Source organism: Flavobacterium sp. (assembly GCF_043778725.1).
Classification (GTDB): Bacteria; Bacteroidota; Bacteroidia; order Flavobacteriales; family Flavobacteriaceae; genus Flavobacterium.
Map to the genome: position 1 here is coordinate 1 of NZ_JAYWFT010000154.1, position 23,542 is coordinate 23,542.

The following is a 23,542-nucleotide window of genomic DNA, read 5'->3' on the forward strand; positions in this document are numbered from 1 at the left end:
TTTTGGTGACGTAGGAAAAGCTGGTGTTGCCATAGATTCGGTTGAAGATATGAAAATATTATTCGACCAAATTCCACTAGATGAAATGTCGGTTTCGATGACTATGAATGGTGCGGTTTTACCAATTATGGCATTCTATATTGTCGCTGCCGAAGAACAAGGAGTTGCTCCAGAATTACTTTCTGGAACCATTCAGAATGATATTTTGAAGGAGTTTATGGTTAGAAATACGTACATCTATCCGCCAACGCCATCGATGAAAATTATTGCTGATATTTTTGAATATACCAGTAAAAAAATGCCAAAATTCAACTCGATTTCTATTTCGGGTTACCACATGCAAGAAGCTGGAGCTACTGCCGATATTGAGTTGGCCTACACTTTAGCTGACGGTTTGGAATACATTCGAACAGGTTTAGCAACCGGAATGCAAATCGATGAGTTCGCTCCTCGCCTATCTTTTTTCTGGGCAATTGGCATGAATCATTTTATGGAAATCGCGAAGATGCGTGCCGGACGAATGTTATGGGCAAAATTGCTAAAACAATTTAGTCCAAAAGATGAAAAATCATTGGCTTTGCGAACGCATTGTCAAACATCAGGTTGGAGTTTGACCGAGCAAGATCCGTTTAATAATGTGGCTCGAACAGCAATTGAAGCAGCAGCAGCAGCATTTGGCGGAACACAATCATTACACACCAATGCCTTGGACGAAGCGATTGCTTTACCAACCGATTTCTCGGCTAGAATTGCTAGAAACACCCAAATATTTTTACAAGAAGAAACAAAAATTTGCAAAACCGTAGATCCTTGGGCTGGAAGTTATTATGTAGAAAGTTTGACCAACGAAATTGCACAAAACGCTTGGAAACTAATTGAAGAAGTAGAAGAATTAGGTGGAATGACCAAAGCCATCGAAGCTGGAATTCCGAAATTGCGTATTGAAGAAGCTGCTGCCAGAAAGCAAGCCAGAATTGACAGTAGTCAAGATATTATTGTTGGAGTAAATAAATACCGTTTAGAAAAAGAAGATCCATTACAGATTTTGGATGTTGATAACGACATGGTGCGAAAGCAACAAATTGAACGTTTGACACAAATAAAAGCTACTCGCGACAATACTAAAGTTGCTGAATGTTTAGCAAAATTAACCGATTGTGCTCAAAATTCTAATGGAAATTTATTAGATTTGGCAGTAGAAGCAGCCAGAAATAGAGCCACATTAGGCGAAATTAGTGATGCTTTGGAAGCAGTTTTCGGAAGATATAAAGCACAAATTAGAAGTTTTAGCGGCGTGTACAGTAAAGAAATAAAAAATGACGAGAGTTTTGAAAAAGCAAAACAACTAGCCGATGCCTTCGCCAAAAAAGAAGGTCGTCGTCCTAGAATTATGATTGCCAAAATGGGACAAGACGGACACGATCGTGGTGCAAAAGTTGTTGCCACAGGTTATGCCGACGTAGGTTTTGACGTAGATATTGGTCCGTTATTTCAAACGCCTGCCGAAGCTGCCAAACAAGCCGTAGAAAACGACGTTCACATTCTTGGCGTTTCTTCTCTTGCTGCTGGACACAAAACTTTAGTGCCACAAGTTATTGAAGAACTAAAAAAATACGGACGTGAAGATATTATGGTAATTGTTGGAGGTGTAATTCCTGCCCAAGATTACCAATTCCTTTTTGATGCTGGTGCGGTTGCTGTTTTTGGTCCTGGAACTAAAATTAGTGAAGCTGCAATTAGTATTTTGGAGGTTTTGATGGAGGATTGATTAAGAGGAAAGTAAGTTAAAACTTATATTTTTATTAATCCATTTTTTTAATTACATTTGCTCAATTGGTAATTATCCGTATATGTCTAAAAGTTTGAATTTTATTGACTTATTTGCTGGAGCATCTGGAATGTCAGAAGGTTTTATCAATGCAGGTTTTAACCCAATTGCGCACGTTGAAATGAATGCTGAAGCGTGCCAAACTATTAAAACTCGTGCTGCTTACCATTATTTAAAATCAATAAATAATCTGGATTTTTATTACCAATATATTAAAGGTGAAATAACAAAAGAGATTTTTTATAAAGAAATTCCAGTTAAAATTTTAGACTCAGTTTTAAATATTGAGATTAATGACGATACCATTAATAGTGTTTTTAAAACTATAAAAAAAAACAAAATTAATGTAGATTTGATAATTGGTGGTCCACCATGTCAAGCCTATTCCTTATTAAGAAGACATCAAGAAGATATAGAAAAAGACCCAAGAAATAAGCTATACATACAATACGGCAGATTTTTAAAAGAATTTCAGCCAAAAGCCTTTGTTTTTGAAAATGTTCCTGGTTTATTAACGGCACAGAAAGGTGAACATTTTAAAAACCTAAAATCTTATTTCAGGAGATTAGGCTACGAAGTATATCATGATACTTTAACTGCTTCAAATTATGGAGTTGTCCAAGCAAGAAAAAGAATAATTATTGTTGGTTGGAAAAAAGATAATGATTTTGGTTTTCCAGAATTTGAAAAGATAATTAAAGAATATACTGTTGGTGATGCTTTTGCAGATTTGCCGAAACTGAAACCTGGAGAAAGCTTACAAACAACAAAATATACTGAAAGTAAAAACGAATATCTTGAAAAGTTTAATTTAAGAAATGGAGTTGACTTTGTTACACAACATATTTCTAGACCACATAATGAAAGAGATTTAGCTATTTACAAGACAGCTATTCAAAAATGGAATAAAGGAAAAGAACGATTAAGATATCCAGATTTACCAGAAGAATTAAAAACTCATAGAAACGAAACTTCTTTTACCGACCGTTACAAAGTTGTGGATGGAAAAGGAGTTTCTCATACCGTTGTCGCGCATATAGCAAAAGATGGACATTATTATATTCATCCTGATTTAAAACAATGTCGTTCTATATCTGTTCGTGAAGCCGCAAGATTACAATCGTTTCCAGATGATTTCTATTTTGAAGGTTCACGCTCGGCTGCATTTAAACAAATTGGTAATGCTGTTCCGCCATTAATGGCGAATGCAATTGCTAAAAAAATGAAAGAATTATTATGTCAGAAGAATTAGATAACGGTTATTATAAAATAAGACCTGCTGCACGATTAATTCACACCATTGGAAGTGATTTAATTGGTGATTCCTATGCTGCATTAGTAGAATTAGTTAAAAATTCTTATGATGCAGATGCTTCTTTTGTCAATATAATTTTTGAGTATAAAAAAATTGATAATCAAGATTCTTTATTAATTAAAATTACTGATGATGGTCATGGAATGGATTTCGATACAGTTGTAAACAAATGGTTGGTTCCTGCAACAAATGACAAACTCAAACGTAAAACCAGTCCCGAAAAGAAAAGATTTTTTCAAGGAAGAAAAGGGATTGGAAGATTTGCTGCTTCAATTTTAGGGCAAGAAATGTCCATGACAACAGTTGATAAGTTTGGAGAGAAAACCACTACTGTTATTGATTGGAGAGTTTTTAAAGCAGACGATTTTCTTGAAAATATAGAATTGCTTGTCGAAAAAATAAAGACAGATGAAAAATCATATACTGATATTGAAATTGTAGCAAAAAATGAGAATGATGATGAAAAATTATCCGTTTGGGATAAAAGTTCAATAGATGATTTAATAAATGAATTAAGAAAACTTATTTCTCCCTTTAAAGATTTTGAATCAGATATATTTAAAATTAATTTATCTTTTATTAACTCTCCTTTTGATACATATAATGACATTGCATTTGATATAGAAACATATCCAATTATTGAATTATATGACTATCGAATTAGCGGAACCATAGATGAAAATGGAAATGCCAGCTTGATTTATGAAAATAATGTTGCTTTAGTAAGTCAATCTGAAATAATAAAATCTAATTATAAACTTGAAAATAATGGTAAATATTGTGGCAAATTAATTATTGATTTTAGAGTTTTTGACAGAGAACCTGAAGCAATAGAAAATCTTATCAATAAAGGTTTAATTGACCCTGTTTCTAAAAAATTTGCAGGTAAACAACTTGCAAAGAAAATGTTAAATGACACTTATGGTGTTAATATATACAAAAATCAATTTAGAATACGACCTTATGGTAATGGTGGAATAGATTGGCTCGATTTAGATAGAGATAGAATACAGAATTTTACATTAAAAATAAGTAATAATCAAATTATTGGTTTCATAACAATTGAACCAGAAGAATTATCTAACCTTGAAGAAAAAAGTGCTAGAGACGGCTTGAAAGAAAATGAGTTTTATTTTGGTTTAAAAGAATTAGCTCAAAAAGCTCTTAAAGAATTAGAATTACGTAGACTTATTTTTAGAGAGCGTAGTTTAAAGAGTAGAAAGGTCAGAAATACAATTAATGATAGTATCCAAAATCTTTTTAGTTTTTCAAATTTATCTAAAAACATAGAAACTAAGCTTGAACAATTTAATGTTGGAAAAGAAAATATTTCTCAAATAAAGTCAATTCTAAAAGAAGAAGAAGAAAGTAAAGCTGAACTTTTAGAAGATATTCAAAAAACAATTGCAATATATCAAGGGCAAGCAACTTTAGGTAAAATTGTAAGTTTTATTCTTCATGAAGGTAGAAAACCTATTCATTTTTTTAATACAGAAGCAAATGTTATAGAAAGATATATCAAACACTATAAGATTACAAAGGAAATTGATTTATTAGATAATTTAGATGAAAGCGCAAAAGGAATAAGACGAAACAGTAAATTAATTTCCGATTTATTTAAAAGAATTAATCCTCTTGCAGGGCAAAAAAGAGGTAATAAAATAGATTTTTCAGTTTCTGAGACAATAGAAAATTCCTATCAAATATTTTCAAATACTATGAAGGAATACAATATAGATTTTAATTTAAATTGTAGTAAATCAATATTAGTTCATGGGTGGGAAGAAGACCTATTCACATCAATTACCAATCTTATCGAAAATAGTATTTACTGGCTTAATCTTTCGGATATTAAAAACAAAATGATTGATATAAACGTTTCAGAAACAGCCGATTCAATAACAATCGATTTTATTGACAATGGACCGGGATTAACTAATGATGAAATCGAAACAGAAATAATATTTGAACCAGGTTATTCAAAAAAACATAATGGAACTGGTTTAGGTTTAGCGATTGCTGGCGAGGCTACTGATAGACTAAACGGCAAATTAAAAGCAAGAAAAGTTGAAAAAGGTGTATATTTTCAAATTGAAATTGATAAAAAATGAAAGAACTAAAATTACTAATTGTTGAAGATGATCAGGAATTAATAACTTCATATCATAGAGATATTAAATCATTTAATTTAGACAGTGACATCAAAATTGTTTACGAGTTAGTTTCAGAAAAAGAAAATGCACTATCAATTCTAGATAATAAAGAAATATATTTTGATGCAGCGATAGTTGATTTAAAATTAGATTCAAAAGGAAAACCCGACGAAAATTATTCAGGTAATGAAGTAATTAGAAAAATAAAAACCAATTTAAGATTTCCAGTTTTCGTTGTAACAGGAACACCTCAACACATTGCCGATGATTTAAAAATCCAAAATGATTTTTTTAAAATAAAAACGAGAGGAGAAGAAGACAATCATCTTCAACAACTAGTTGATATTTATAATACAGGCATAACAAAAATAATAAACAGTAAAGGTCATATTGAAAATTTTCTTAATAATATTTTTTGGAACCACCTTTCAAATTCAATGGGTAATTGGATAAATGATGTTACTAGAAATCCAGATGAAAAACAAAAATCTTTATTAAGATATACGATAATGCATATGCAGGAGTATATTGATGAAGATATTGAGAAATATCATCCAAGTGAATTTTATATTACTAAACCAATAAAACAAAATATATTTACTGGTGATATAATTTCATATGAAAATAATAAATACATAGTCCTTACTCCGTCATGTGATATTGTGTTACGTAATAATGGTACTAGAAATACTAAATACATATTATTTTGTAAAATAAAAACTTTAGCTGAAGTTATTCCAAATTACGAAACATTGACAATAGTAACTGGTCAAAACAATCCTGTCAAAACACAATTAAACATTTACATAAAAAATAATAAACAAAATTTTCACTTTGTGCCTAAAAGCAACTCATTAGAAGCAGGGTTAATAGATTTTCAGGACAAAAAAACAATGTCTGAAATAGACGTTAACGAAAAGATCGCAAATGGTCAAATCATCAGAAATGCTACTGTTTCAATGCCTTTTCTAAAAGATATAATTTCCAGATATTCTAATTATTATTCTAGACAAGGTTCACCAGATTTTAATGTTGAAGAAGTCTACAGGTCATTATTTTAACAAATCTGATTGTTTAGCTTTAGTTTAAATTAAAAAGCTAAATAATCTATAATTAAAAAAGAGCGACAAACTTGTCGCTCTTTACCAATCAATTCTTCTTCTTTTTCTTGTCACCATCTTTTTTAGATTTTGCTTTTTTCTTTGGTTTTAAGTCGCTTTTCGGTTTCTTCAACTTCGTAGGAATTATTGTTAGTCAAGCTATGCAAAGTATCCTGACATCGCAAAATAAAAAATCCAATTTTATTTATTTTTTTGTCACAATTATATGCTATATTTGTGACAGATTATCTAAATAAAAATTATGGAATCTATTGAAAATCAAATTAATAAATCGGTTTCAAATCATAAGCGTGGAAAATTATTTTTCCCAAATGATTTTATCAAATTTGGCACTTCAACTTCAGTTAGGCAAGCACTAAAGCGATTGGAAGATAAGTCATTTTTAATTCGGTTAAGCCATGGTATTTATTTATATCCTAAAAACCATAAAGTATTAGGTATTCTTTATCCAACACTAGACGAAATTGCTATTGCTATTGCAAAAAGAGATAAAGCTAGAATTATTCCAACAGGAAATCAAGCCTTAAATAAATTAGGATTATCAAATCAAGTTCCTATGAATGTAGTTTATTTGACCGATGGCGCACCAAGGTCAATTAAAGTGCATGATAAATATAATATCAAGTTTAAAAAAGCAGCTCCCAAATTATTATCGGCAAAAAATGAAACAATCGTTTTAGTCATTCAAGCATTAAAAGAATTAGGAATCGATAAAGTTGATGATGTGGTTTTAAAAAAAATCACTGAAATAGTAAAAAACTTAGATGTTGCTGATATTAAACACGATATAAAGTTAGCACCAGTTTGGATTGCCGAAATTATTAAAAATATAATTAAAGAATAATTATGGTAGAATGGTTTAATTTATCGGAAGATGAAAGAAAAATTATAATTAATCAAGTCAGTATTAAAAAAGGATTATTACCAACTGCTATTGAAAAAGATTGGTGGGTTATGATTGCTTTAAGAGCCATTTTCAAAACAAAATATGGTAATTATCTGTTATTTAAAGGAGGAACGTCTTTAAGCAAATCTTATAATTTAATTGAACGTTTTTCTGAAGATATTGATTTAGCATTAGACCGGTCTTTTTTTAATCTTGACGGTAATCTTACTAAAAGTCAAGTAAAAAATTTAAGAAGAAAATCTGCGAAATTTGTTAGTGAAATCTTTATTCATGAATTAAAAAAAGAGCTTCTAGAAAATAATGTCAAGGATTTTGAATTAAGCATAGTCAATTTTGAAGAGTCAGATACTGACCCAATAAGTATTGAATTACGATATAAATCATTGACTGAGACTATTCCTTATTTACAACCTAGAATTTTGATAGAAATAAGTTCGCGTTCCTTACGTAATCCATTTGAAAATAGAGAAGTTATTTCTTTTATTGACGAAGTTTATCCAAATTTACCTTTTTCTAATAAACCAATAAGTGTTCCGACAGTTTTACCAACAAGAACTTTTTTAGAAAAAATATTTTTATTACATGAAGAGTTTCAAAAGCCAGATGAAAGTAAAATTAGACACGAACGAATGACAAGACATTTGTATGATATTTCTAAATTGATGGATTCAAATTATTCGCAACAAGCACTAAACAATACTGAATTATATCAAAATATTGTTACTCATAGAGAAATGATAACAAATTTACCTTGGGTTGATTACGCCAAACATAATACCAAAACTTTAAATTTTATTCCTTCTGAAAAAATAATAGAAAATTGGAGAAAAGATTATAAAGATATGCAAGAAAGCATGTTTTATGGAAAAACAGACTCCTTTGATAAATTGATTATGAAGTTGACAGAATTAAACATTAAAATTAATAATATATAACCATAAAACCTACTCATTAAACAAATCCATAACCAAAAATCCTCTCTTCCAACCAAACAACTCCTAAACATTCTTTCCATTTTAATCATCCAAAAACGCAATAATTTTGCAACTTTTTAAAAAACTTTTGCAACAGTAATTCTTCAAATAGCATCAACTTTACATTCTAGGAACAACTACTATATTTTTTTTATGTAGTACTTTGATTGAAAAGAATATGAAACAAAACAATACTTTAGATTTAGATGCTTTAAAACAATTTCAAAATATATTTGATTCATTGCTTGAAGGAATTCAAATTATAGATTTTGACTGGAATTTTATTTATGTCAATGAGACTTTGTGTAAGCATGTGAATCTTAAAAAAGAGGCATTAATAGGGCAAAACATCAAAGATAAATTTCCGAATATTGAAAAATTGAAAATCTTTAAGGTACTTTCGGATTGTATGATAAATCGAAAAACCAAACAGGTACAAAACAAATATATTTTTGAAGATGACACTGCAAAATGGTTTGAACTTACCATAAAACCTGTAAAAGAAGGCATTTGCATTTTATCGTTAGACAGCACAGAACATAAAACATTAGAGCTTCAAACTGAAAAAATTAGTCGTCTGTATGCTTTTATTAGTCAGGTAAATCAAAATATTGTTAGAATAAAAGATGAAGATGCTTTGTTTAAAAATTCCTGTAAAATTGCAACCGAATTTGGAAAATTTAAAATCGCATGGATTGGATTGTTTGAGGACGATAAAATAATATTGGTTGAACAAAGTGGCGTTAGTAGAAAAGAAATTGAAAAATTCAATACGCTTAAAGATGATTATTCTAAGGAAGAAATCCTTGAAAAGGATGGTTTTTTTATTTGTAATGATATCCAAAATGATATTAAACTTCTAAATTGGAAGCCATTTATAGAACATCACGGCATTTGTTCTTGCATTATCTTACCAATTAAAAAAGCCAATCAAATTATTGGAACATTAAATCTATATTCGTCTGAATTGACTTTTTTTAACCATGAAGAAATTGAATTACTAATTGAAGTTGCTGGTGACATTTCATTTGCTATTGACCGTTTTGAAAAAGAAAGACAACACAAACGCAATGAAGAAATTATACTTTTAAATGAAAAACGATTTAGAGCATTAATTGAAAATAGTAATGATGTTATTGCGCTTTGTAATAGAGAGGGAAAATTTATTTATGGAAGTCCCAATTTTAGTAAAATATTAGGTTATACTTCAGATGAATATCTAAATCTTTCGGCTTTTTCTATGACGCATCCTTATAATTTGGCTCATTTTATGGAAAAAATAAATCAAATTTTGTTGATTCCTGGTAAATCTTTCACCACACAACAGCGCCTGAGACACAAAAATGGAAAATGGATATGGTGTGAAGGAAAAGTAACCAACATGATGCATCTTAAAAGTGTCAATGCAATTGTAATTAATTTTAGAGATATTTCTGAAAAGAAGAAATCGGAAGAAAAATTACTTAAAAGTGAGGCTTTCAGTAGAAATATTATTAATTCTCTTAGTGCGCACATTGCAGTAATAGATACAAGCGGAAAAATTGTAGCCGTGAACGATGCATGGGATAGATTTGCGACAGAAAACAATGAAACAACAATACACAATACTGGTTTAGGAAGCAATTATTTTAGGGTTTGCAAGAAATCGGCAGAAACAGGAGATCCGTCTGCAACAATAGTAATGGAAGGATTGAGAAATGTGATGAACAAGTTAAATAGAAATTTTTATTATGAATATCCTTGTCATTCGCCATCTAGAGAACGATGGTTTGCTATGCTCGCAATGCCGTTCGACGGAGATCAAGAATTGGTTGTAGTTGCTCATCAAGATATCTCACAACGTAAATTTGCCGAAGACAAACTTATTTTAAAAAATCAAGAATTAGAAAAAACCAATTTTGAACTTGATCGGTTTGTTTATAGTGTTTCCCACGATTTACGTTCGCCGCTTACCTCTGTTTTAGGATTGCTATCGTTTATTCAGGAAGATACTAAAGAACCTGATACGTTAACGCATGCAAGAATGATTCATGAAAGTATTAACAAACTTGATGAGTTTATAAAAAACATTCTTAGCTACTCTAGAAACAATCGTGTCGAATTGGAAATAGAAAAAATTAACCTTCAAGAAACAACCGAAAAAATTGTAGCATCACGGTTATACATCAAAGAAGCTAAAAATATTTCATTTGAAATTAACTTTGATGAGCACTGTGATTTTTATTCGGATAAGCAAAGTTACACTACCGTTATAGAAAATTTAGTTTCTAATGCCATAAAATTTAAAGATAGGAATAAACCAAATCAAATAATAAAAATAATTGGAACCAGTGTTGATGATACTTTAAGCCTAGAAATATTCGATAACGGAATTGGAATTGCATCTGAAAATCAAACCAAAATTTTTGATATGTTTGTGCGATTATCCGGAGAAATTGATGGCGCAGGAATAGGATTATACATTGTAAAAGAAATTATTACAAAAATAGAAGGAACCATAGAAATTCAATCTATATTTGGGAAAGAAACCAATTTCAAAATAAATTTAAAGAACTTTAAACCATGCTAAACCAAATTACACCAAAATTTGAAACTATAATGGTTATTGACGACAACAAAATAGATTTATACATCAATTCGAGAATCATAACTCAAAATAAATTTGCTCAACATGTACTTCAATATTCGTCTGCCAAAGAAGCTTTAAATTATTTGTCAGAAAATCAAGAAAATACAAAACTAGTGCCCAATATTATTTTTATTGATATATATATGCCCGAAATGTCAGGCTTTGAGTTCATGAAAATTTTCAATAAATTTTCGATAAAATTAAAAGATAAATGCACTGTTTACATTATTTCGTCAACCAATAATGAAAAAGATATTGACCAAATTAATGCTAATAAAAACATTAAATCATTTCATGAAAAACCTTTAACAAAAGAATTCTTAGAGAGTATTAATTAATATTTTTTAATACTATTCTTTAAACAGATGCTTTACCGAAACATTCTCTCTTTCGGAAGTAACTGCTTCAAAATAACTTTTTCTAGTTGCTCCCATTTCTTTGGCAACCCAATTGGCTGGAATTGTTTCAATTTGGTTATTGTAGGCTAAAACACTGTTATTGTATGAAGTTCTTGCGTAGGAAATATCGTCTTCTATACCAATAATGGTGCGTTGCAAATGCAGTAAATTTTCATTCGATTTTAAATCGGGATAACGCTCAACAGTTACTAAAACTTTTGACAACAGTGAACTCAACTCATTTTCGGTTTGAATACGGTTTTCTGATTGCAAATTGGTATTGGCAGTGGCGTTTCTTAGACTTACAATTTTCTCTAAAGTAGTTCCTTCAAATTGCATTGCTTGTTGAACAGAAGCCACAACATTTGGCAAAATATCATATCGTTTTTTTAATACAGTATCCAATCCCGAATAGGCATTTTCTACAGCATTACGTTTGATAATAATGTTGTTATAGCTTACAAAAATTATAAAACCAATAATTCCTAATAGTAAAATAATGAAAAACATAGCTTCTTTTTTTATGAATTACAAATGTACTAAAATTGAAGAATAAAAAACAGCCTTGAAATTTCTTTCAAAGCTGCTTTCACATTAACCTCAACTAATTAACTAATCTATTGTTATTTCTGCCAAATTTTGGTTTTCTTTTACTTTTCCTAACTGAATGGTTTGCAACGTTCTTTCAGTTTTTCCATTTTTAGTAGTATAAATTTCTACCATAACTGTTGTCGGACCATTTTCTGTAAGCGTTCTTTCGCCAAAGTAATTGGTTTTTATGATGTATTTTCCTTTCACAGCATTGCGTAATAAATACTGTTCTGGACCATAACCTTGCGTGAAATCTTTAGAAAATCTTGCGCCAGCTTGCGTATCTCTATGACCGTAATAACATTCTTCACCAGTTGGTTCAATTACATGTAAATCAATATCCGTATCCATTTGGTTCCAATTCAAGATTATTCTTATTTCGATTGGCATTTTATCAAGGTATTTTTTGTCTAATTTGTCCGTTTTAATGCTTTTGTGTTCTTGCATCATTCGGTTTAAATCCATCAAAATAATATCTTCAACACCAGCATATTGTCCGCTCATTTCACCATAATAATTCACTTCTAGCGCTTTTATTAACTCATCAAAACCTGCCTGATATTGTTTATTGTCTTCCAATGTCAAACCTAAATCACGATGCGCTTGTGGTTCTTGTGCTCTCCAAATTGCCACCTGATTAGCTGTGTACAAAGCATCGTCATAAGCTTCCCATTGGCGTAATAAATAAGTTAGAGATTTATACAATTGATGATTTTCTAATCCCAAATCGGCAATATTACTCAATACTAATAAGGCTTTTTCTTTGTTTCCATTGTCATAAAAATAATTGGCTACATCAAAATAAAAATTCGGATTTGTAATTTCGTCATTTCGCAATTGCAAATAAGCAGCATATTTTTTATCGGCTGGAACTGTAGCCAAAACTTTCAAATATACTCTATCTGGATTCCACTGCGTTACTTTGGTTTTTTCTAATTCCAAATAACCTTCAGAATAAGTTCCGTTTGAAATTGTATCTGATGTTGCCCAAGTATGGTTTACTGTAGTTGAAAAATTATTTGAAGTTGAAATCTGAAGTCCAGAAACTTTTCCTGCTAATGATTGTACAACATTTGGACTAGGACTATCGGCTGAAATTTCTTTAGAAGAAACCACTGTTATTGATGACGAAACACTTTTTTTCTGTCTTACAACTTGATCTTCTGATTTATCTTCATCATCGTCCAATCTGGAGCGACTTCCATATCCAACTACAACAACTTCATTTAATTGTTGATTTGATTCTTTCAATCGAATGGTATAATTTGTTGCACGTCCAACAGTTATTTGTTTGTCTTGAAGTCCTACAAAAGAAATTACCAAAATATCTCCTTGTCTTGCATTAAGCGCAAATTTTCCGTCAAAATCTGTAGCAACTCCTCTTGTAGTTCCTTTAACAACTACATTTGCACCAGGCAATGGTCCAGAATCATCAGAAACAACGCCACGAATATTTCCAACCATTTTACCAGGTTTTACGACTGGAACTGGCTTGGGAACACTGTATTTTGTGTCTTGATTCCACCAAGTTAAAAGTTGTTGATAATAAGCAGCAACATTTTCCCAGTTGCTGTATTTTTTGGCTTGCGCATTGGTAATTTGTTGTTTTAAAATTCGATCAAATTCTTCACGCAATTCTGCTGGCGGAACAATGTCATACTGAATGTAATCGTTTAAACTTTCCAAAACAATTAAAGATGTATTTTGAGTTACAATTCCATATTTTTTGCCCATCATTTCAATTTCATCTGCATTTAATTTGTACTGAATTTCTAAATAAGCTATCTTTTTCTGAGCCCAAAGTTTTTCAATGTTTACTTCATTCGAAGCCTGATTTGAGGCATCAATGATTATTATTTTTTCTAAAATTGGAGTTTCATCATACCCAAATTGAAGTACAACTTCGTTACTAGCTTTCAATGAAATTCCAGCCATACTAAAACTACCGGAAACTGGAGTTCCAACCATTGGATACATCTCTGTAACCAAATAATTATCTTTAATACCAAGGAATTTTAAATTCTGAAAAACCATTTTATCAATGGCATCAGCAATTTTCAATTCGTTTAAATTGATGAAATTTCCACCTGATTTTATAGCATTATAATTTAAAAAAGCATAATCTGAAGATGCCAATGAACTTATTGTGTAAATTGGTTTTTTAGTTGCTGGCAAAATATTAGCACTCAACGACGATAATCCATCTGTAAAAAATAAATACTCGTCATGAACTGGCAATTTAATTTTTGAAAAACGAGTTCCACCATCATATTGTGTGTTTTCTAAAATGGCTTTCAAAGCGGACCAATCGCCATTTTTAATACTATAATTATTCTTTTTTTCGAAAGTATAACCAGCTAAATATAAGGTAACTTCTACGTTTTTTAATTCCGAAAAATAGGCATTCAATAGTTCTAATTCTTTTTTCAAATTACGTTTTTTGCAACTCAAGGAAACATCCCAAAGCAAACCAATAGAATTTGGATTTTTTTTATGAATTTTAGTGTTTTCAAGAATCGTATTCGCATAAAAATAATGCTGATTGTTTACAGATTGTACCACAACACTTGGAATTTCAGAACGAATTGGTATGGTAATCAACATTTTATCTTTGGGCTTGTAATTGCTTTTTTTGATAGAAATTTGATAACTTTGATTAAAATGTTCTAAGGCAATCAAACCTTCATCGGTAGTAATTGTTGGTTCAGATGAAGCTCCAATTATGGCAACATTTAATTCAAAAACATCCAATTGAACAGGATAACTGCTCAACATTTGATAGGATAAATGCGTTGCATCAAAACTGCTTAATTCTTGTTCATATCCAATAATTACGATGCGTTCTTTACCTGGCATTAACGGATAAATTCGAGTTCTAAAATTATTTCCTTCTACTTTTTCTAGCAAACCTGGGTCAACTCGACGGTGTTCGATAGCTTCAAAAACCTGTTTTCCTTTGTTTTTATTTACAGGAACAGCTTCACGCATTTTATTATTAATGTCAATTGCGTATCTAGAAACCGAAACACCTTCGGGCAACGGAAACATCAATTCGGCTTCCATCTGACGGTTGGTTCCATTAAAAAAATGCATTTCGGTAGTGGTATAAGCAATATTTCCTACCACTTTTACATTGACTTTCAATTGACTCAAACGCACTAACGAAGAATCTTTACCTTTTACATTGAGTTGCGGACTTTGCGCTTGAACAAAAAATCCAATCCATAATAGCGAAATTAGAAGTATGTTTTTCATAAAATATAGTTTTTAGTTGTTTATCGAAACTTGTATAATAAGTAAGAGCATCATTTTTATAAAAAGGTTGGGAAGAGGTTTTGTTTTTTGTTCAGATTAATTACTTTTATACTGTAAATTCAAAAATTCATGTCCAAACTTCCTCATATTACTACAAGCATTTTTTCTATAATGTCGCAAATGGCAAACGAGCACAAAGCCATCAATCTTTCGCAAGGATTTCCTAATTTTCCAGTTGATGAACGTTTAAAAAATAGCGTGGCAAAATGGGCAAAAGAAGAAGTACATCAATATTTACCTATGGCTGGTTTTATGCCTTTATTAGAAAAAATTGCAATGCTTACGCAAATATCCTACAATAGAAAAGTCAATCCTTTAACGGATGTTTTAGTCACTGCTGGCGCAACAGAAGGCATTTTTGCAACCATTCAAGCATTGGTACATCCAAACGAAGAAGTACTTATTTTGGATCCGAGTTATGATTGTTATGAAACCCCAGTTTTACTTTGCAATGCTATCCCAAGACGCATCAATTTAAACGATGATTTTACTCCTAATTGGGAAGTAATTGGTAACGCAATAAGTTCGAAAACTAGAATGATAATCATTAACAATCCGCACAATCCAACTGGGAAAATTTGGATTGAAAACGATTTTATTCAGCTAGAAAAATTGTTGAATTTATATCCAAATTTACTTGTGCTTTCTGACGAAGTTTATGAATACATCACTTTTGAAAACAAACATATTTCGATAAATCAAAAAATAAATTTGAGAAATCGAAGTGTTATAGTTTCTTCATTTGGAAAATCATTTCACATAACTGGCTGGAAAATTGGTTATTTAATTGCGCCCGAACATTTGATGAAAGAAATTAAAAAAGTACATCAATTTCTGGTTTTTAGCGTAAACAGTATTGCACAAAATGCTATAAATGATTATATGGAAGTCGTTCAGGTTGAAGAACTAGGTAAATTTTACCAACAGAAAAGAGATTTTTTTAGAAATTTACTTGAGCAAACCAAATTTAAATTGTTGCCGTGCGAAGGTTCTTATTTTCAAGTTGCTTCTTATAAAAGTATTTCCGATGCTTCTGATTTGGATTTTACAAAAAAATTAGTGACTGATTATGGAGTTGCTACTATTCCGCTTTCGCCTTTTTATGCTGATGCAAAACAAACGCAATGTGTCCGATTTTGTTTCGCTAAAGACGAAACTACTTTGCAAAATGCAGTAGAACGATTAATGAAATTATAAAATTTTATTTACTATGCATGCATAACAAATATTTTGATTATATTTGAAAAACAAATTAAACTAATATGGATTTTTCAGCAAAAATGCTTCGCGATGACGCGTTAAAAGGCAAAGTAATTATAGTAACAGGTGGCGGAAGTGGTTTGGGAAAAGCCATGACTCAGTATTTTTTAGAATTGGGTGCCAATGTAGCCATCACTTCTCGCGATTTAGAAAAACTACAAAAAACAGCCGAAGAACTTACCACAGAAAATGGAGGAAAATGTTTGGCATTGCAATGTGATGTGCGTCATTATGACCAAGTTGAAGCCATGCTTGCAGAAGTTTTAAAAGAATTTGGAAAAGTGGATGTATTGTTAAATAATGCAGCTGGAAATTTTATTTCGCCAACCGAAAGATTATCTGCCAATGCATTCGATACGATAATTGACATTGTATTAAAAGGTTCTAAAAACTGTACACTGGCATTGGGCAAACACTGGATTGCGGCAAAACAAGAATCGGCAGTGGTTTTAAATATTGTAACTACTTATGCTTGGACAGGTTCGGGTTATGTGGTTCCGAGCGCGACTGCGAAAGCTGGAGTTTTAGCCATGACGAGAAGTTTGGCTGTAGAATGGGCAAAATATGGAATTCGAATGAATGCGATTGCACCTGGACCATTTCCTACAAAAGGTGCTTGGGAACGTTTGTTGCCAGGCGATTTAGCATCCAAATTTGATATGACTAAAAAAGTACCCTTACGAAGAGTCGGAAATCATCAAGAATTGGCCAATTTAGCTGCCTATTTAGTATCTGATTTTTCGGCTTATATGAATGGTGAAGTGGTTACAATTGATGGAGGCGAATGGCTTCAAGGTGCAGGAGAATTTAATATGTTAGAGCAAATTCCACCTGAAATGTGGGACATGCTTGAAGCAATGATTAAGAATAAAGGAAGTAAATAGTAGTTCACAGTGGTCCGTTTTCAGTGATTAGTTGAATACATTATAAATTGTAAGTCAGATTGAAATTTTCTTTCTGACTTTTTTATTTTGGTTTACATTATTGTCTGACTGTTAAACGCTGAACACTTAAAACGGACCACTGAATACTAAACTTTACAACATTGTTAACAAATAACACTTTCATAAACCATAAAAAATTGTATTTTTACCACTCAAAATTTGAATAGAATAAATGGGCAAAATCATTGCAATAGCCAATCAAAAAGGTGGTGTAGGAAAAACAACAACTTCGGTAAATTTAGCCGCATCACTGGGTGTTTTAGAGAAAAAAGTATTATTAATTGATGCCGATCCGCAAGCTAATGCGAGTTCGGGATTAGGTATTGATGTGGAAGGAGTTGAGATAGGAACTTATCAAATTCTTGAACACAGCAATGTGCCTGAAGATGCTATAATAAAATCAACTTCGCCAAATGTGGACGTAATTCCGGCACATATTGACCTTGTTGCTATCGAAATTGAATTGGTAGACAAGGAAAATCGTGAATACATGCTGAAACAAGCGTTGGAAAGCATCAAAGATAAATATGATTATATTTTAATTGATTGCGCGCCATCACTAGGTTTGTTGACATTAAATGCCTTGACTGCTGCCGATTCTGTAATCATACCTATTCAGTGTGAATATTTTGCATTGGAAGGTTTAGGAAAATTATTAAACACTATAAAAAGTGTTCAAAAAATACACAATCCAGAATTGGATATTGAAGGATTGCTTTTAACCATGTACGATTCGCGTTTACGCCTTTCAAATCAAGTGGTTGAAGAAGTTCAAAAACATTTTAACGATATGGTTTTCAAGACTATAATTCAAAGAAATGTAAAATTAAGTGAAGCGCCAAGTTTTGGTGAAAGTATCATTGCCTTCGATGCAACGAGTAAAGGAGCTACCAATTACTTAAGTTTGGCAGAAGAAGTTATTAAAAAAAATAGCAATTAATTTATGACAAAAGCAGTAAAAAAACAAGCTTTAGGACGCGGTTTATCAGCACTTTTAAAAGATCCAGAAAACGACATTAAATCGGTGGACGATAAAAATGCAGATAAAGTTGTTGGTAATATATTGGAAGTTGATATTGAATCAATCGAAATCAATCCGTTTCAGCCTAGAACTAATTTTAATGAAGAATCATTAAAAGAATTAGCATCGTCTATAAAAGAACTTGGTGTTATTCAGCCAATTACGGTTAGAAAACTTGATTTTAATAAATACCAATTAATCTCTGGAGAACGTCGTTTGCGTGCTTCTAAGTTGGTTGGAATGACTACAATTCCTGCCTACATTCGTATTGCAAATGATAATGAATCATTGGTAATGGCATTGGTAGAAAATATACAACGTCACGATTTAGATCCAATAGAAATTGCTTTGTCTTACCAACGTTTAATAGAAGAAATTCAATTGACTCAAGAGCAAATGAGTGAACGTGTTGGAAAAAAACGTTCTACAATTACAAATTATTTACGTCTTTTAAAATTAGATCCAATTATCCAAACTGGAATTCGTGATGGATTCATCAGTATGGGACATGGTCGTGCCATGATTACTATTGAAGATCAAGATATTCAAACCGATATTTACCAAAAAATTGTTAGTCAAAATCTATCTGTTCGTGATACAGAAGCTTTGGTAAAAAAACACCAAGATGGGCTAAAACCTGCTGCTGTAAAAGCTAAAACAGGAAGTTCCTTTGCAATTGCCGAAGATCAAAAGAAAGCATTTACCAATTTCTTTGGAGCTAAAGTAGATGTAAAAGTTGCTGGTAACGGAAAAGGTAAAATTGCTATTCCATTTCACTCTGAAGAAGATTTTAATCGCATCGTTAAACTAATAAACGGTTAGTGGATAGGTCATTTTATATAATTATTTTAGTTTTCCTATTGGGAAGTTCTTCATCATTTGCTCAAAAAGAATTGGGTGGCGGATTGATTGCTTTGGATTCAATTAAAGAAACCAAAATTAATCCGTTGGCTCCAGCAAAAGCAGCATTTTACTCGGCAGTTTTACCTGGAATGGGACAAGCTTACAATAAAAAATATTGGAAAATTCCTTTGGTTTATGGTGCTTTAGGAACAAGTATTTATTTTTATATCAATAACAATAAAAAATACCAACAGTATAGGGATGTTTATAAAAGACGTCTTGAAGGTTTTAGTGGAGATGAATTTTCTTATCTAGATAATACTCGTTTAATTGCTGCACAAAAATACTATCAAAAAAACAGAGATTTATCTGCATTGATTACAGCACTTTTTTACATATTAAATATTGTTGATGCCAATGTTGATGCGCATTTAATGCAATTTAATGTCAATGATAATCTCACATTGAAACCAAATTTATACAGAAATGAAATTACTTCGCGACAAAATTTAGGTATCAGTTTATCTCTAAAATTATAAATTTCTCTTAAAATTTGTAACAAACATTACTATTAGCAAACTAATCTTAAATGAAAATAGCACTTCTTGGATACGGAAAAATGGGTAAAGTAATTGAACGAATTGCTTTAGAAAGAGGTCATGAAATTGTAGTACGAAAATCAAGTTCTGATGATTATTCTGGATTAGAAAATGCAGATGTAGCCATAGATTTTAGCGTTCCTGATGCTGCTGTTGCTAATATTACAGAATGTTTAAACTCTGGAATTCCAATAGTTTCTGGAACAACTGGATGGTTGGAAGATTATCACAAAATGGAAAACTTGTGTAAGGAGAAAAACGCAGCTTTTATTTATGGTTCAAATTTTAGCTTAGGTGTTAATTTATTTTTTGAATTGAATGATTATTTGGCAAAAATAATGTCAAAATTCAATCAATATAACGTTTCGATGGAAGAAATTCATCATACACAAAAACTCGATAAGCCTAGCGGAACAGCAATTTCATTAGCAAACGGAATAATAAACAACACAAAATACAACGATTGGTCAATAGATAATCCGACTGCAGAAGAAGTCTTTATTGATGTGAAAAGAATAGATTCTGTTCCAGGAACGCACTCTATTTTTTACACATCGGAAGTAGATACAATAGAAATAAAACATACAGCTCACAACAGAGATGGATTTGCCATAGGATCAATAATTGCAGCCGAATGGTTGATTGGGAAAAAAGGCGTTTTCACGATGCGTGATGTACTAAATTTAAAATAAAACATAAAGTTTAAATCAAATAATTTTTAAACTTTTCAAATCTTAAAAAATAAAAATATGACACTATATCAATGGTTTATCTTTTTCCTAGGCGTTCAATTAATTCACTATTTGGGAACTTGGAAATTGTATGAAAAAGCAGGTAGAAAAGGTTGGGAAGCTGGAATTCCTATTTATAATTCTATCATTTTGATGAAAATCATTAATAGACCAACTTGGTGGACATTTTTACTTTTTGTACCAGTAATAAACTTAATAATGTTTCCTATAGTTTGGGTAGAAACACTTAGAAGTTTTGGAAAAAACTCAACATTAGATACCTTTTTAGGAATTATCACTTGTGGATTTTATATCTACTACATCAATTATACTCAGAACGTAACTTATATTACTGACAGAAGTACTATTGCTACAACCAAAACTGGTGATACTGTAAGTTCTTTATTATTTGCAATAATAGTTGCAACATTTGTTCATACTTACTTCATTCAACCGTTTACAATTCCGACTTCTTCATTAGAAAAATCGTTATTAATTGGTGATTTTCTTTTTGTAAGTAAATACAATTATGGAGCAAGAGTTCCAATGACAACTGTTGCTGCTCCAATGGTTCATGATACTTTACCAATAATTAATGTGAAATCATACAGTAAATGGCCACAACTTCCTTATTTTAGATTTCCTGGATTTGAAAAAATTAAAAATAATGATATTGTTGTTTTTAACTGGCCAGTTGATACTGTTGTAAAATTCTTTGATCGATCTGGTATTAAAGCAGATAAACCTGTTGACAAAAAATCTAATTATGTAAAGAGATGTGTAGGTATTGCAGGTGACTCATTAGAAATTAAAAAAGGTATTGTCTATGTAAATGGAAAAGAATTGAAGTTTCCTGAACGAGCAAGACCTCAATATTCTTACATAGCTGTGTATGACAAAAAAACACAAATAGATGATTTAAATGCTTTGTACAAGGATTTAAAAATCACTAAAGCTGACGAGCCAAGACCTATGAATCAGAATAATGATTCTATCTATTTTCCTGCCATGACATTGGAAAGTTCTAATAAATTACGTCAAATTCCTGGATTTATTTCTGTAACAAGATATGTAGAAACGAAACCAGACTTGTCTGTATTTCCTCATAGTAAACCTTGGAATATAGATAATTATGGTCCAATTTATATTCCTGAACAAGGTAAATCGGTACAACTAGATTTAGTTAGTTTACCACTTTACAGCAGAATAATAACTGAATATGAAGGAAACAAATTAGAGATTAAAGGTTCTGATATTTATATAAATGGTGAAAAGACAAAAACATATATTTTTAAACAAGATTATTATTGGATGATGGGTGACAATCGTCATCGTTCTGAAGACAGCCGTTATTGGGGTTATGTGCCAGAAAATCATATTGTTGGGAAACCAATTTTCATTTGGATGAGTTGGGATAGTGAAGGAAAAGGTATTATGAATAAAATACGTTGGGAACGCTTGTTTACAACTGTTAGCGGTGAAGGTCAACCACAATCATACTTTAAATATTTCTTATTTTTACTAGCAGCATATTTTGTTGGCGAGTATTTCTGGAAAAAGAGAAAAGCAAAATCTGAATAGTTTAATGGTTTAAGTTGGTTTACAAAATAAACCAACTTAAACTTTTTTGAACATTTTAAACAAATGAATAACATTCTTATACATCCTAGTTATTTTCCATCAATTAGTCACTTTATTGCTATTTCTAAAGCGGATAAAGTTACTTTTGAAATGGAAGATAATTTTCAAAAACAAACCAACAGAAATAGAATGCAAATTTACAGTCCGAATGGGATTCAACTGCTAAATATTCCTGTAAAACATTCTAATAAACCGTATCAAAAAATAAAAGATGTAAGGCTAGAAACGGCTTTTGACTGGCAAAAACAACATTTTAAATCGCTAGAAGCTGCTTATAGAGCTTCGCCTTTTTTTGAATATTTTGAAGATGACATTCGACCTTTTTTTGAGAAAAAATACACTTTTTTAATGGATTTGAATTTGCAATCAATGGAGCTTGTTTCCAAATGTTTGCGATTGGAATTCGACTACGATGAAACTACAGAGTATTTTCATGAAATTGCAGAAAAAAAAGATTTTCGTAACTTGATTAATGGAAAAAAAGATGTTACTGTAATTGAACCTTACACACAAGTATTTGGCGAAAAACATGGTTTTATAAACAACTTGAGTATTCTAGATTTACTTTTTAATGAAGGTAGATATGCTGTGGAATATTTGAAAAAACAAGAATTATAAATTCTTCTTACCATCCTGAATGTTTGTAAAAGACAAAAACTCTTTAGCCCTGATGTAAGGGAAAAACCTTTTTTTATTTAAAAAAAGTTTTGGAAAGACAGCAGGAATACGGACTGCAAAAACGCGCAAAAGATTCGCTCCTACTCTATCATTAATCGTGTAAGAATTGGATAATGATCGGAATTTTTAAACTGTGGGAAATTTTGAAAATTTTTGACTTTCATTCGTTTGTCTGCAAAAATATAATCGATTCTAGCTGGATAAAATTTGAAATTATAAGTTTGTCCAAAGCCACTTCCAGCTTCTTCAAAACTATCATATAGGTTTCCTTTTATGCTTCTATAAACATAAGAAAATGCACTATTATTCATGTCACCACAGATAATTATTGGGTATTTACATTTTTCTTTATGACTCATTAAAACCTCAGCTTGCTTCTGTTGTTGCTTGAATGCTAGACTGATACGCTTAACAACTAGTTCTGATTTTTGTTGATTTATAGAATCGACATTGTCTTGCATTTCATTTACATCAGGAGAAATTTTAATGGACTGTAAATGCATGTTGTAAACTCTAATTGTATCTTTTCCTTTTCGGATATCTGCATACACAATTAGATTATCGGACTCAGGAAATTCAATATTTCCTTTATTA

At 31.0% G+C, this 23,542-nt stretch carries 19 protein-coding genes; 16 read left to right on the forward strand and 3 right to left on the reverse strand.

The genetic code is table 11. The annotated features are described in order from the left end of the window. From scpA to ACH2CG_RS14460, 8 genes are all read left to right on the forward strand, one after another. Positions 1 to 1,768: methylmalonyl-CoA mutase (gene scpA / locus ACH2CG_RS14425; protein ID WP_395066412.1), on the forward strand; the 1,768-nt coding region annotated here is incomplete at its 5' end. A gap of 94 nt (positions 1,769 to 1,862) precedes the next feature. Further along, positions 1,863 to 3,080 (forward strand): DNA cytosine methyltransferase, encoded by a 1,218-nt coding sequence (locus tag ACH2CG_RS14430; protein ID WP_395066414.1) that lies wholly within the window; start codon positions 1,863 to 1,865, stop codon positions 3,078 to 3,080. Beyond that, complete coding sequence (locus ACH2CG_RS14435) at positions 3,065 to 5,254, forward strand: ATP-binding protein (protein ID WP_395066416.1); 2,190 nt, start codon at positions 3,065 to 3,067, stop codon at positions 5,252 to 5,254. Before ACH2CG_RS14430 ends, ACH2CG_RS14435 begins: the two co-directional genes overlap by 16 nt. Then, positions 5,251 to 6,357 carry a hypothetical protein gene (locus tag ACH2CG_RS14440; RefSeq protein WP_395066418.1) on the forward strand — a complete coding sequence of 369 codons (1,107 nt, stop codon included), beginning with the start codon at positions 5,251 to 5,253 and terminating at the stop codon, positions 6,355 to 6,357. The genes ACH2CG_RS14435 and ACH2CG_RS14440 overlap by 4 nt, the downstream gene beginning before the upstream one ends. A gap of 301 nt (positions 6,358 to 6,658) precedes the next feature. Beyond that, positions 6,659 to 7,261 carry a DUF6088 family protein gene (locus ACH2CG_RS14445; RefSeq protein ID WP_395066420.1) on the forward strand — a complete coding sequence of 201 codons (603 nt, stop codon included), beginning with the start codon at positions 6,659 to 6,661 and terminating at the stop codon, positions 7,259 to 7,261. A gap of 2 nt (positions 7,262 to 7,263) precedes the next feature. Beyond that, positions 7,264 to 8,259 carry a nucleotidyl transferase AbiEii/AbiGii toxin family protein gene (locus tag ACH2CG_RS14450; RefSeq protein ID WP_395066421.1) on the forward strand — a complete coding sequence of 332 codons (996 nt, stop codon included), beginning with the start codon at positions 7,264 to 7,266 and terminating at the stop codon, positions 8,257 to 8,259. 217 nt (positions 8,260 to 8,476) lie between these two features. Next, the gene (locus tag ACH2CG_RS14455) at positions 8,477 to 10,867 is read left to right on the forward strand and encodes a PAS domain S-box protein (protein WP_395066423.1); all 2,391 of its coding nucleotides are present in this window, start codon (positions 8,477 to 8,479) and stop codon (positions 10,865 to 10,867) included. Further along, positions 10,861 to 11,265 carry a response regulator gene (locus tag ACH2CG_RS14460; protein ID WP_395066425.1) on the forward strand — a complete coding sequence of 135 codons (405 nt, stop codon included), beginning with the start codon at positions 10,861 to 10,863 and terminating at the stop codon, positions 11,263 to 11,265. The genes ACH2CG_RS14455 and ACH2CG_RS14460 overlap by 7 nt, the downstream gene beginning before the upstream one ends. A gap of 12 nt (positions 11,266 to 11,277) precedes the next feature. Here ACH2CG_RS14460 and ACH2CG_RS14465 read toward each other — a convergent pair whose 3' ends face one another. Both ACH2CG_RS14465 and ACH2CG_RS14470 read right to left on the reverse strand, forming a co-directional pair. After that, the gene (locus ACH2CG_RS14465) at positions 11,278 to 11,835 is read right to left on the reverse strand and encodes a LemA family protein (RefSeq protein ID WP_395066427.1); all 558 of its coding nucleotides are present in this window, start codon (positions 11,833 to 11,835) and stop codon (positions 11,278 to 11,280) included. A gap of 102 nt (positions 11,836 to 11,937) precedes the next feature. Further along, positions 11,938 to 15,171, reverse strand: a complete 3,234-nt coding sequence (locus ACH2CG_RS14470; protein ID WP_395066429.1) for a VIT domain-containing protein — start codon at positions 15,169 to 15,171, stop codon at positions 11,938 to 11,940. A 129-nt stretch (positions 15,172 to 15,300) separates the two neighbouring features. Between ACH2CG_RS14470 and ACH2CG_RS14475 the strand changes: the two genes are divergently transcribed. The 8 genes from ACH2CG_RS14475 to ACH2CG_RS14510 all read left to right on the forward strand — a co-directional run bounded on the left by ACH2CG_RS14475 (position 15,301) and on the right by ACH2CG_RS14510 (position 22,888). After that, complete coding sequence (locus ACH2CG_RS14475; protein ID WP_395066431.1) at positions 15,301 to 16,428, forward strand: methionine aminotransferase; 1,128 nt, start codon at positions 15,301 to 15,303, stop codon at positions 16,426 to 16,428. A 65-nt stretch (positions 16,429 to 16,493) separates the two neighbouring features. Continuing rightward, positions 16,494 to 17,375 (forward strand): SDR family oxidoreductase, encoded by an 882-nt coding sequence (locus ACH2CG_RS14480; protein WP_395066433.1) that lies wholly within the window; start codon positions 16,494 to 16,496, stop codon positions 17,373 to 17,375. A gap of 232 nt (positions 17,376 to 17,607) precedes the next feature. Further along, positions 17,608 to 18,375, forward strand: coding sequence for a ParA family protein (locus ACH2CG_RS14485; RefSeq protein ID WP_395066435.1), 768 nt, complete (start codon positions 17,608 to 17,610; stop codon positions 18,373 to 18,375). Positions 18,376 to 18,378: 3 nt separating this feature from the next. Then, positions 18,379 to 19,278: a ParB/RepB/Spo0J family partition protein gene (locus ACH2CG_RS14490; protein ID WP_395066437.1), complete on the forward strand. Its 900-nt coding sequence runs from the start codon at positions 18,379 to 18,381 to the stop codon at positions 19,276 to 19,278. Further along, on the forward strand, positions 19,278 to 19,838 hold the full coding sequence (locus ACH2CG_RS14495) for a DUF5683 domain-containing protein (protein ID WP_395066439.1): 561 nt from the start codon (positions 19,278 to 19,280) through the stop codon (positions 19,836 to 19,838). The genes ACH2CG_RS14490 and ACH2CG_RS14495 overlap by 1 nt, the downstream gene beginning before the upstream one ends. A gap of 50 nt (positions 19,839 to 19,888) precedes the next feature. Then, entirely contained in the window at positions 19,889 to 20,590 is a 702-nt protein-coding gene (gene dapB, locus ACH2CG_RS14500; RefSeq protein WP_395066441.1) for a 4-hydroxy-tetrahydrodipicolinate reductase, read from the forward strand. A 57-nt stretch (positions 20,591 to 20,647) separates the two neighbouring features. Next, positions 20,648 to 22,210, forward strand: coding sequence for a signal peptidase I (gene lepB, locus ACH2CG_RS14505; protein ID WP_395066443.1), 1,563 nt, complete (start codon positions 20,648 to 20,650; stop codon positions 22,208 to 22,210). Positions 22,211 to 22,273: 63 nt separating this feature from the next. Beyond that, positions 22,274 to 22,888 carry a WbqC family protein gene (locus ACH2CG_RS14510; protein WP_395066445.1) on the forward strand — a complete coding sequence of 205 codons (615 nt, stop codon included), beginning with the start codon at positions 22,274 to 22,276 and terminating at the stop codon, positions 22,886 to 22,888. 140 nt (positions 22,889 to 23,028) lie between these two features. On the opposite strand, the gene ACH2CG_RS14515 is transcribed toward ACH2CG_RS14510, so the two are convergent. Continuing rightward, the coding region (locus ACH2CG_RS14515; RefSeq protein WP_395066447.1) for an endonuclease/exonuclease/phosphatase family protein at positions 23,029 to 23,542 on the reverse strand (514 nt) is incomplete at its 5' end.

Bases quoted from the DNA above. Each gene is read 5' to 3' on its own strand.
- ACH2CG_RS14485 (WP_395066435.1), top strand. From the start codon at position 17,608: ATGGGCAAAATCATTGCAATAGCCAATCAAAAAGGTGGTGTAGGAAAA.
- ACH2CG_RS14455 (WP_395066423.1), top strand. From the start codon at position 8,477: ATGAAACAAAACAATACTTTAGATTTAGATGCTTTAAAACAATTTCAA.
- ACH2CG_RS14460 (WP_395066425.1), top strand. From the start codon at position 10,861: ATGCTAAACCAAATTACACCAAAATTTGAAACTATAATGGTTATTGAC.
- ACH2CG_RS14445 (WP_395066420.1), top strand. From the start codon at position 6,659: ATGGAATCTATTGAAAATCAAATTAATAAATCGGTTTCAAATCATAAG.
- ACH2CG_RS14450 (WP_395066421.1), top strand. From the start codon at position 7,264: ATGGTAGAATGGTTTAATTTATCGGAAGATGAAAGAAAAATTATAATT.
- ACH2CG_RS14510 (WP_395066445.1), top strand. From the start codon at position 22,274: ATGAATAACATTCTTATACATCCTAGTTATTTTCCATCAATTAGTCAC.
- ACH2CG_RS14440 (WP_395066418.1), top strand. From the start codon at position 5,251: ATGAAAGAACTAAAATTACTAATTGTTGAAGATGATCAGGAATTAATA.
- dapB (WP_395066441.1), top strand. From the start codon at position 19,889: ATGAAAATAGCACTTCTTGGATACGGAAAAATGGGTAAAGTAATTGAA.
- ACH2CG_RS14470 (WP_395066429.1), bottom strand. From the start codon at position 15,171: ATGAAAAACATACTTCTAATTTCGCTATTATGGATTGGATTTTTTGTT.
- ACH2CG_RS14435 (WP_395066416.1), top strand. From the start codon at position 3,065: ATGTCAGAAGAATTAGATAACGGTTATTATAAAATAAGACCTGCTGCA.
- ACH2CG_RS14480 (WP_395066433.1), top strand. From the start codon at position 16,494: ATGGATTTTTCAGCAAAAATGCTTCGCGATGACGCGTTAAAAGGCAAA.
- ACH2CG_RS14490 (WP_395066437.1), top strand. From the start codon at position 18,379: ATGACAAAAGCAGTAAAAAAACAAGCTTTAGGACGCGGTTTATCAGCA.
- lepB (WP_395066443.1), top strand. From the start codon at position 20,648: ATGACACTATATCAATGGTTTATCTTTTTCCTAGGCGTTCAATTAATT.
- ACH2CG_RS14465 (WP_395066427.1), bottom strand. From the start codon at position 11,835: ATGTTTTTCATTATTTTACTATTAGGAATTATTGGTTTTATAATTTTT.
- ACH2CG_RS14475 (WP_395066431.1), top strand. From the start codon at position 15,301: ATGTCCAAACTTCCTCATATTACTACAAGCATTTTTTCTATAATGTCG.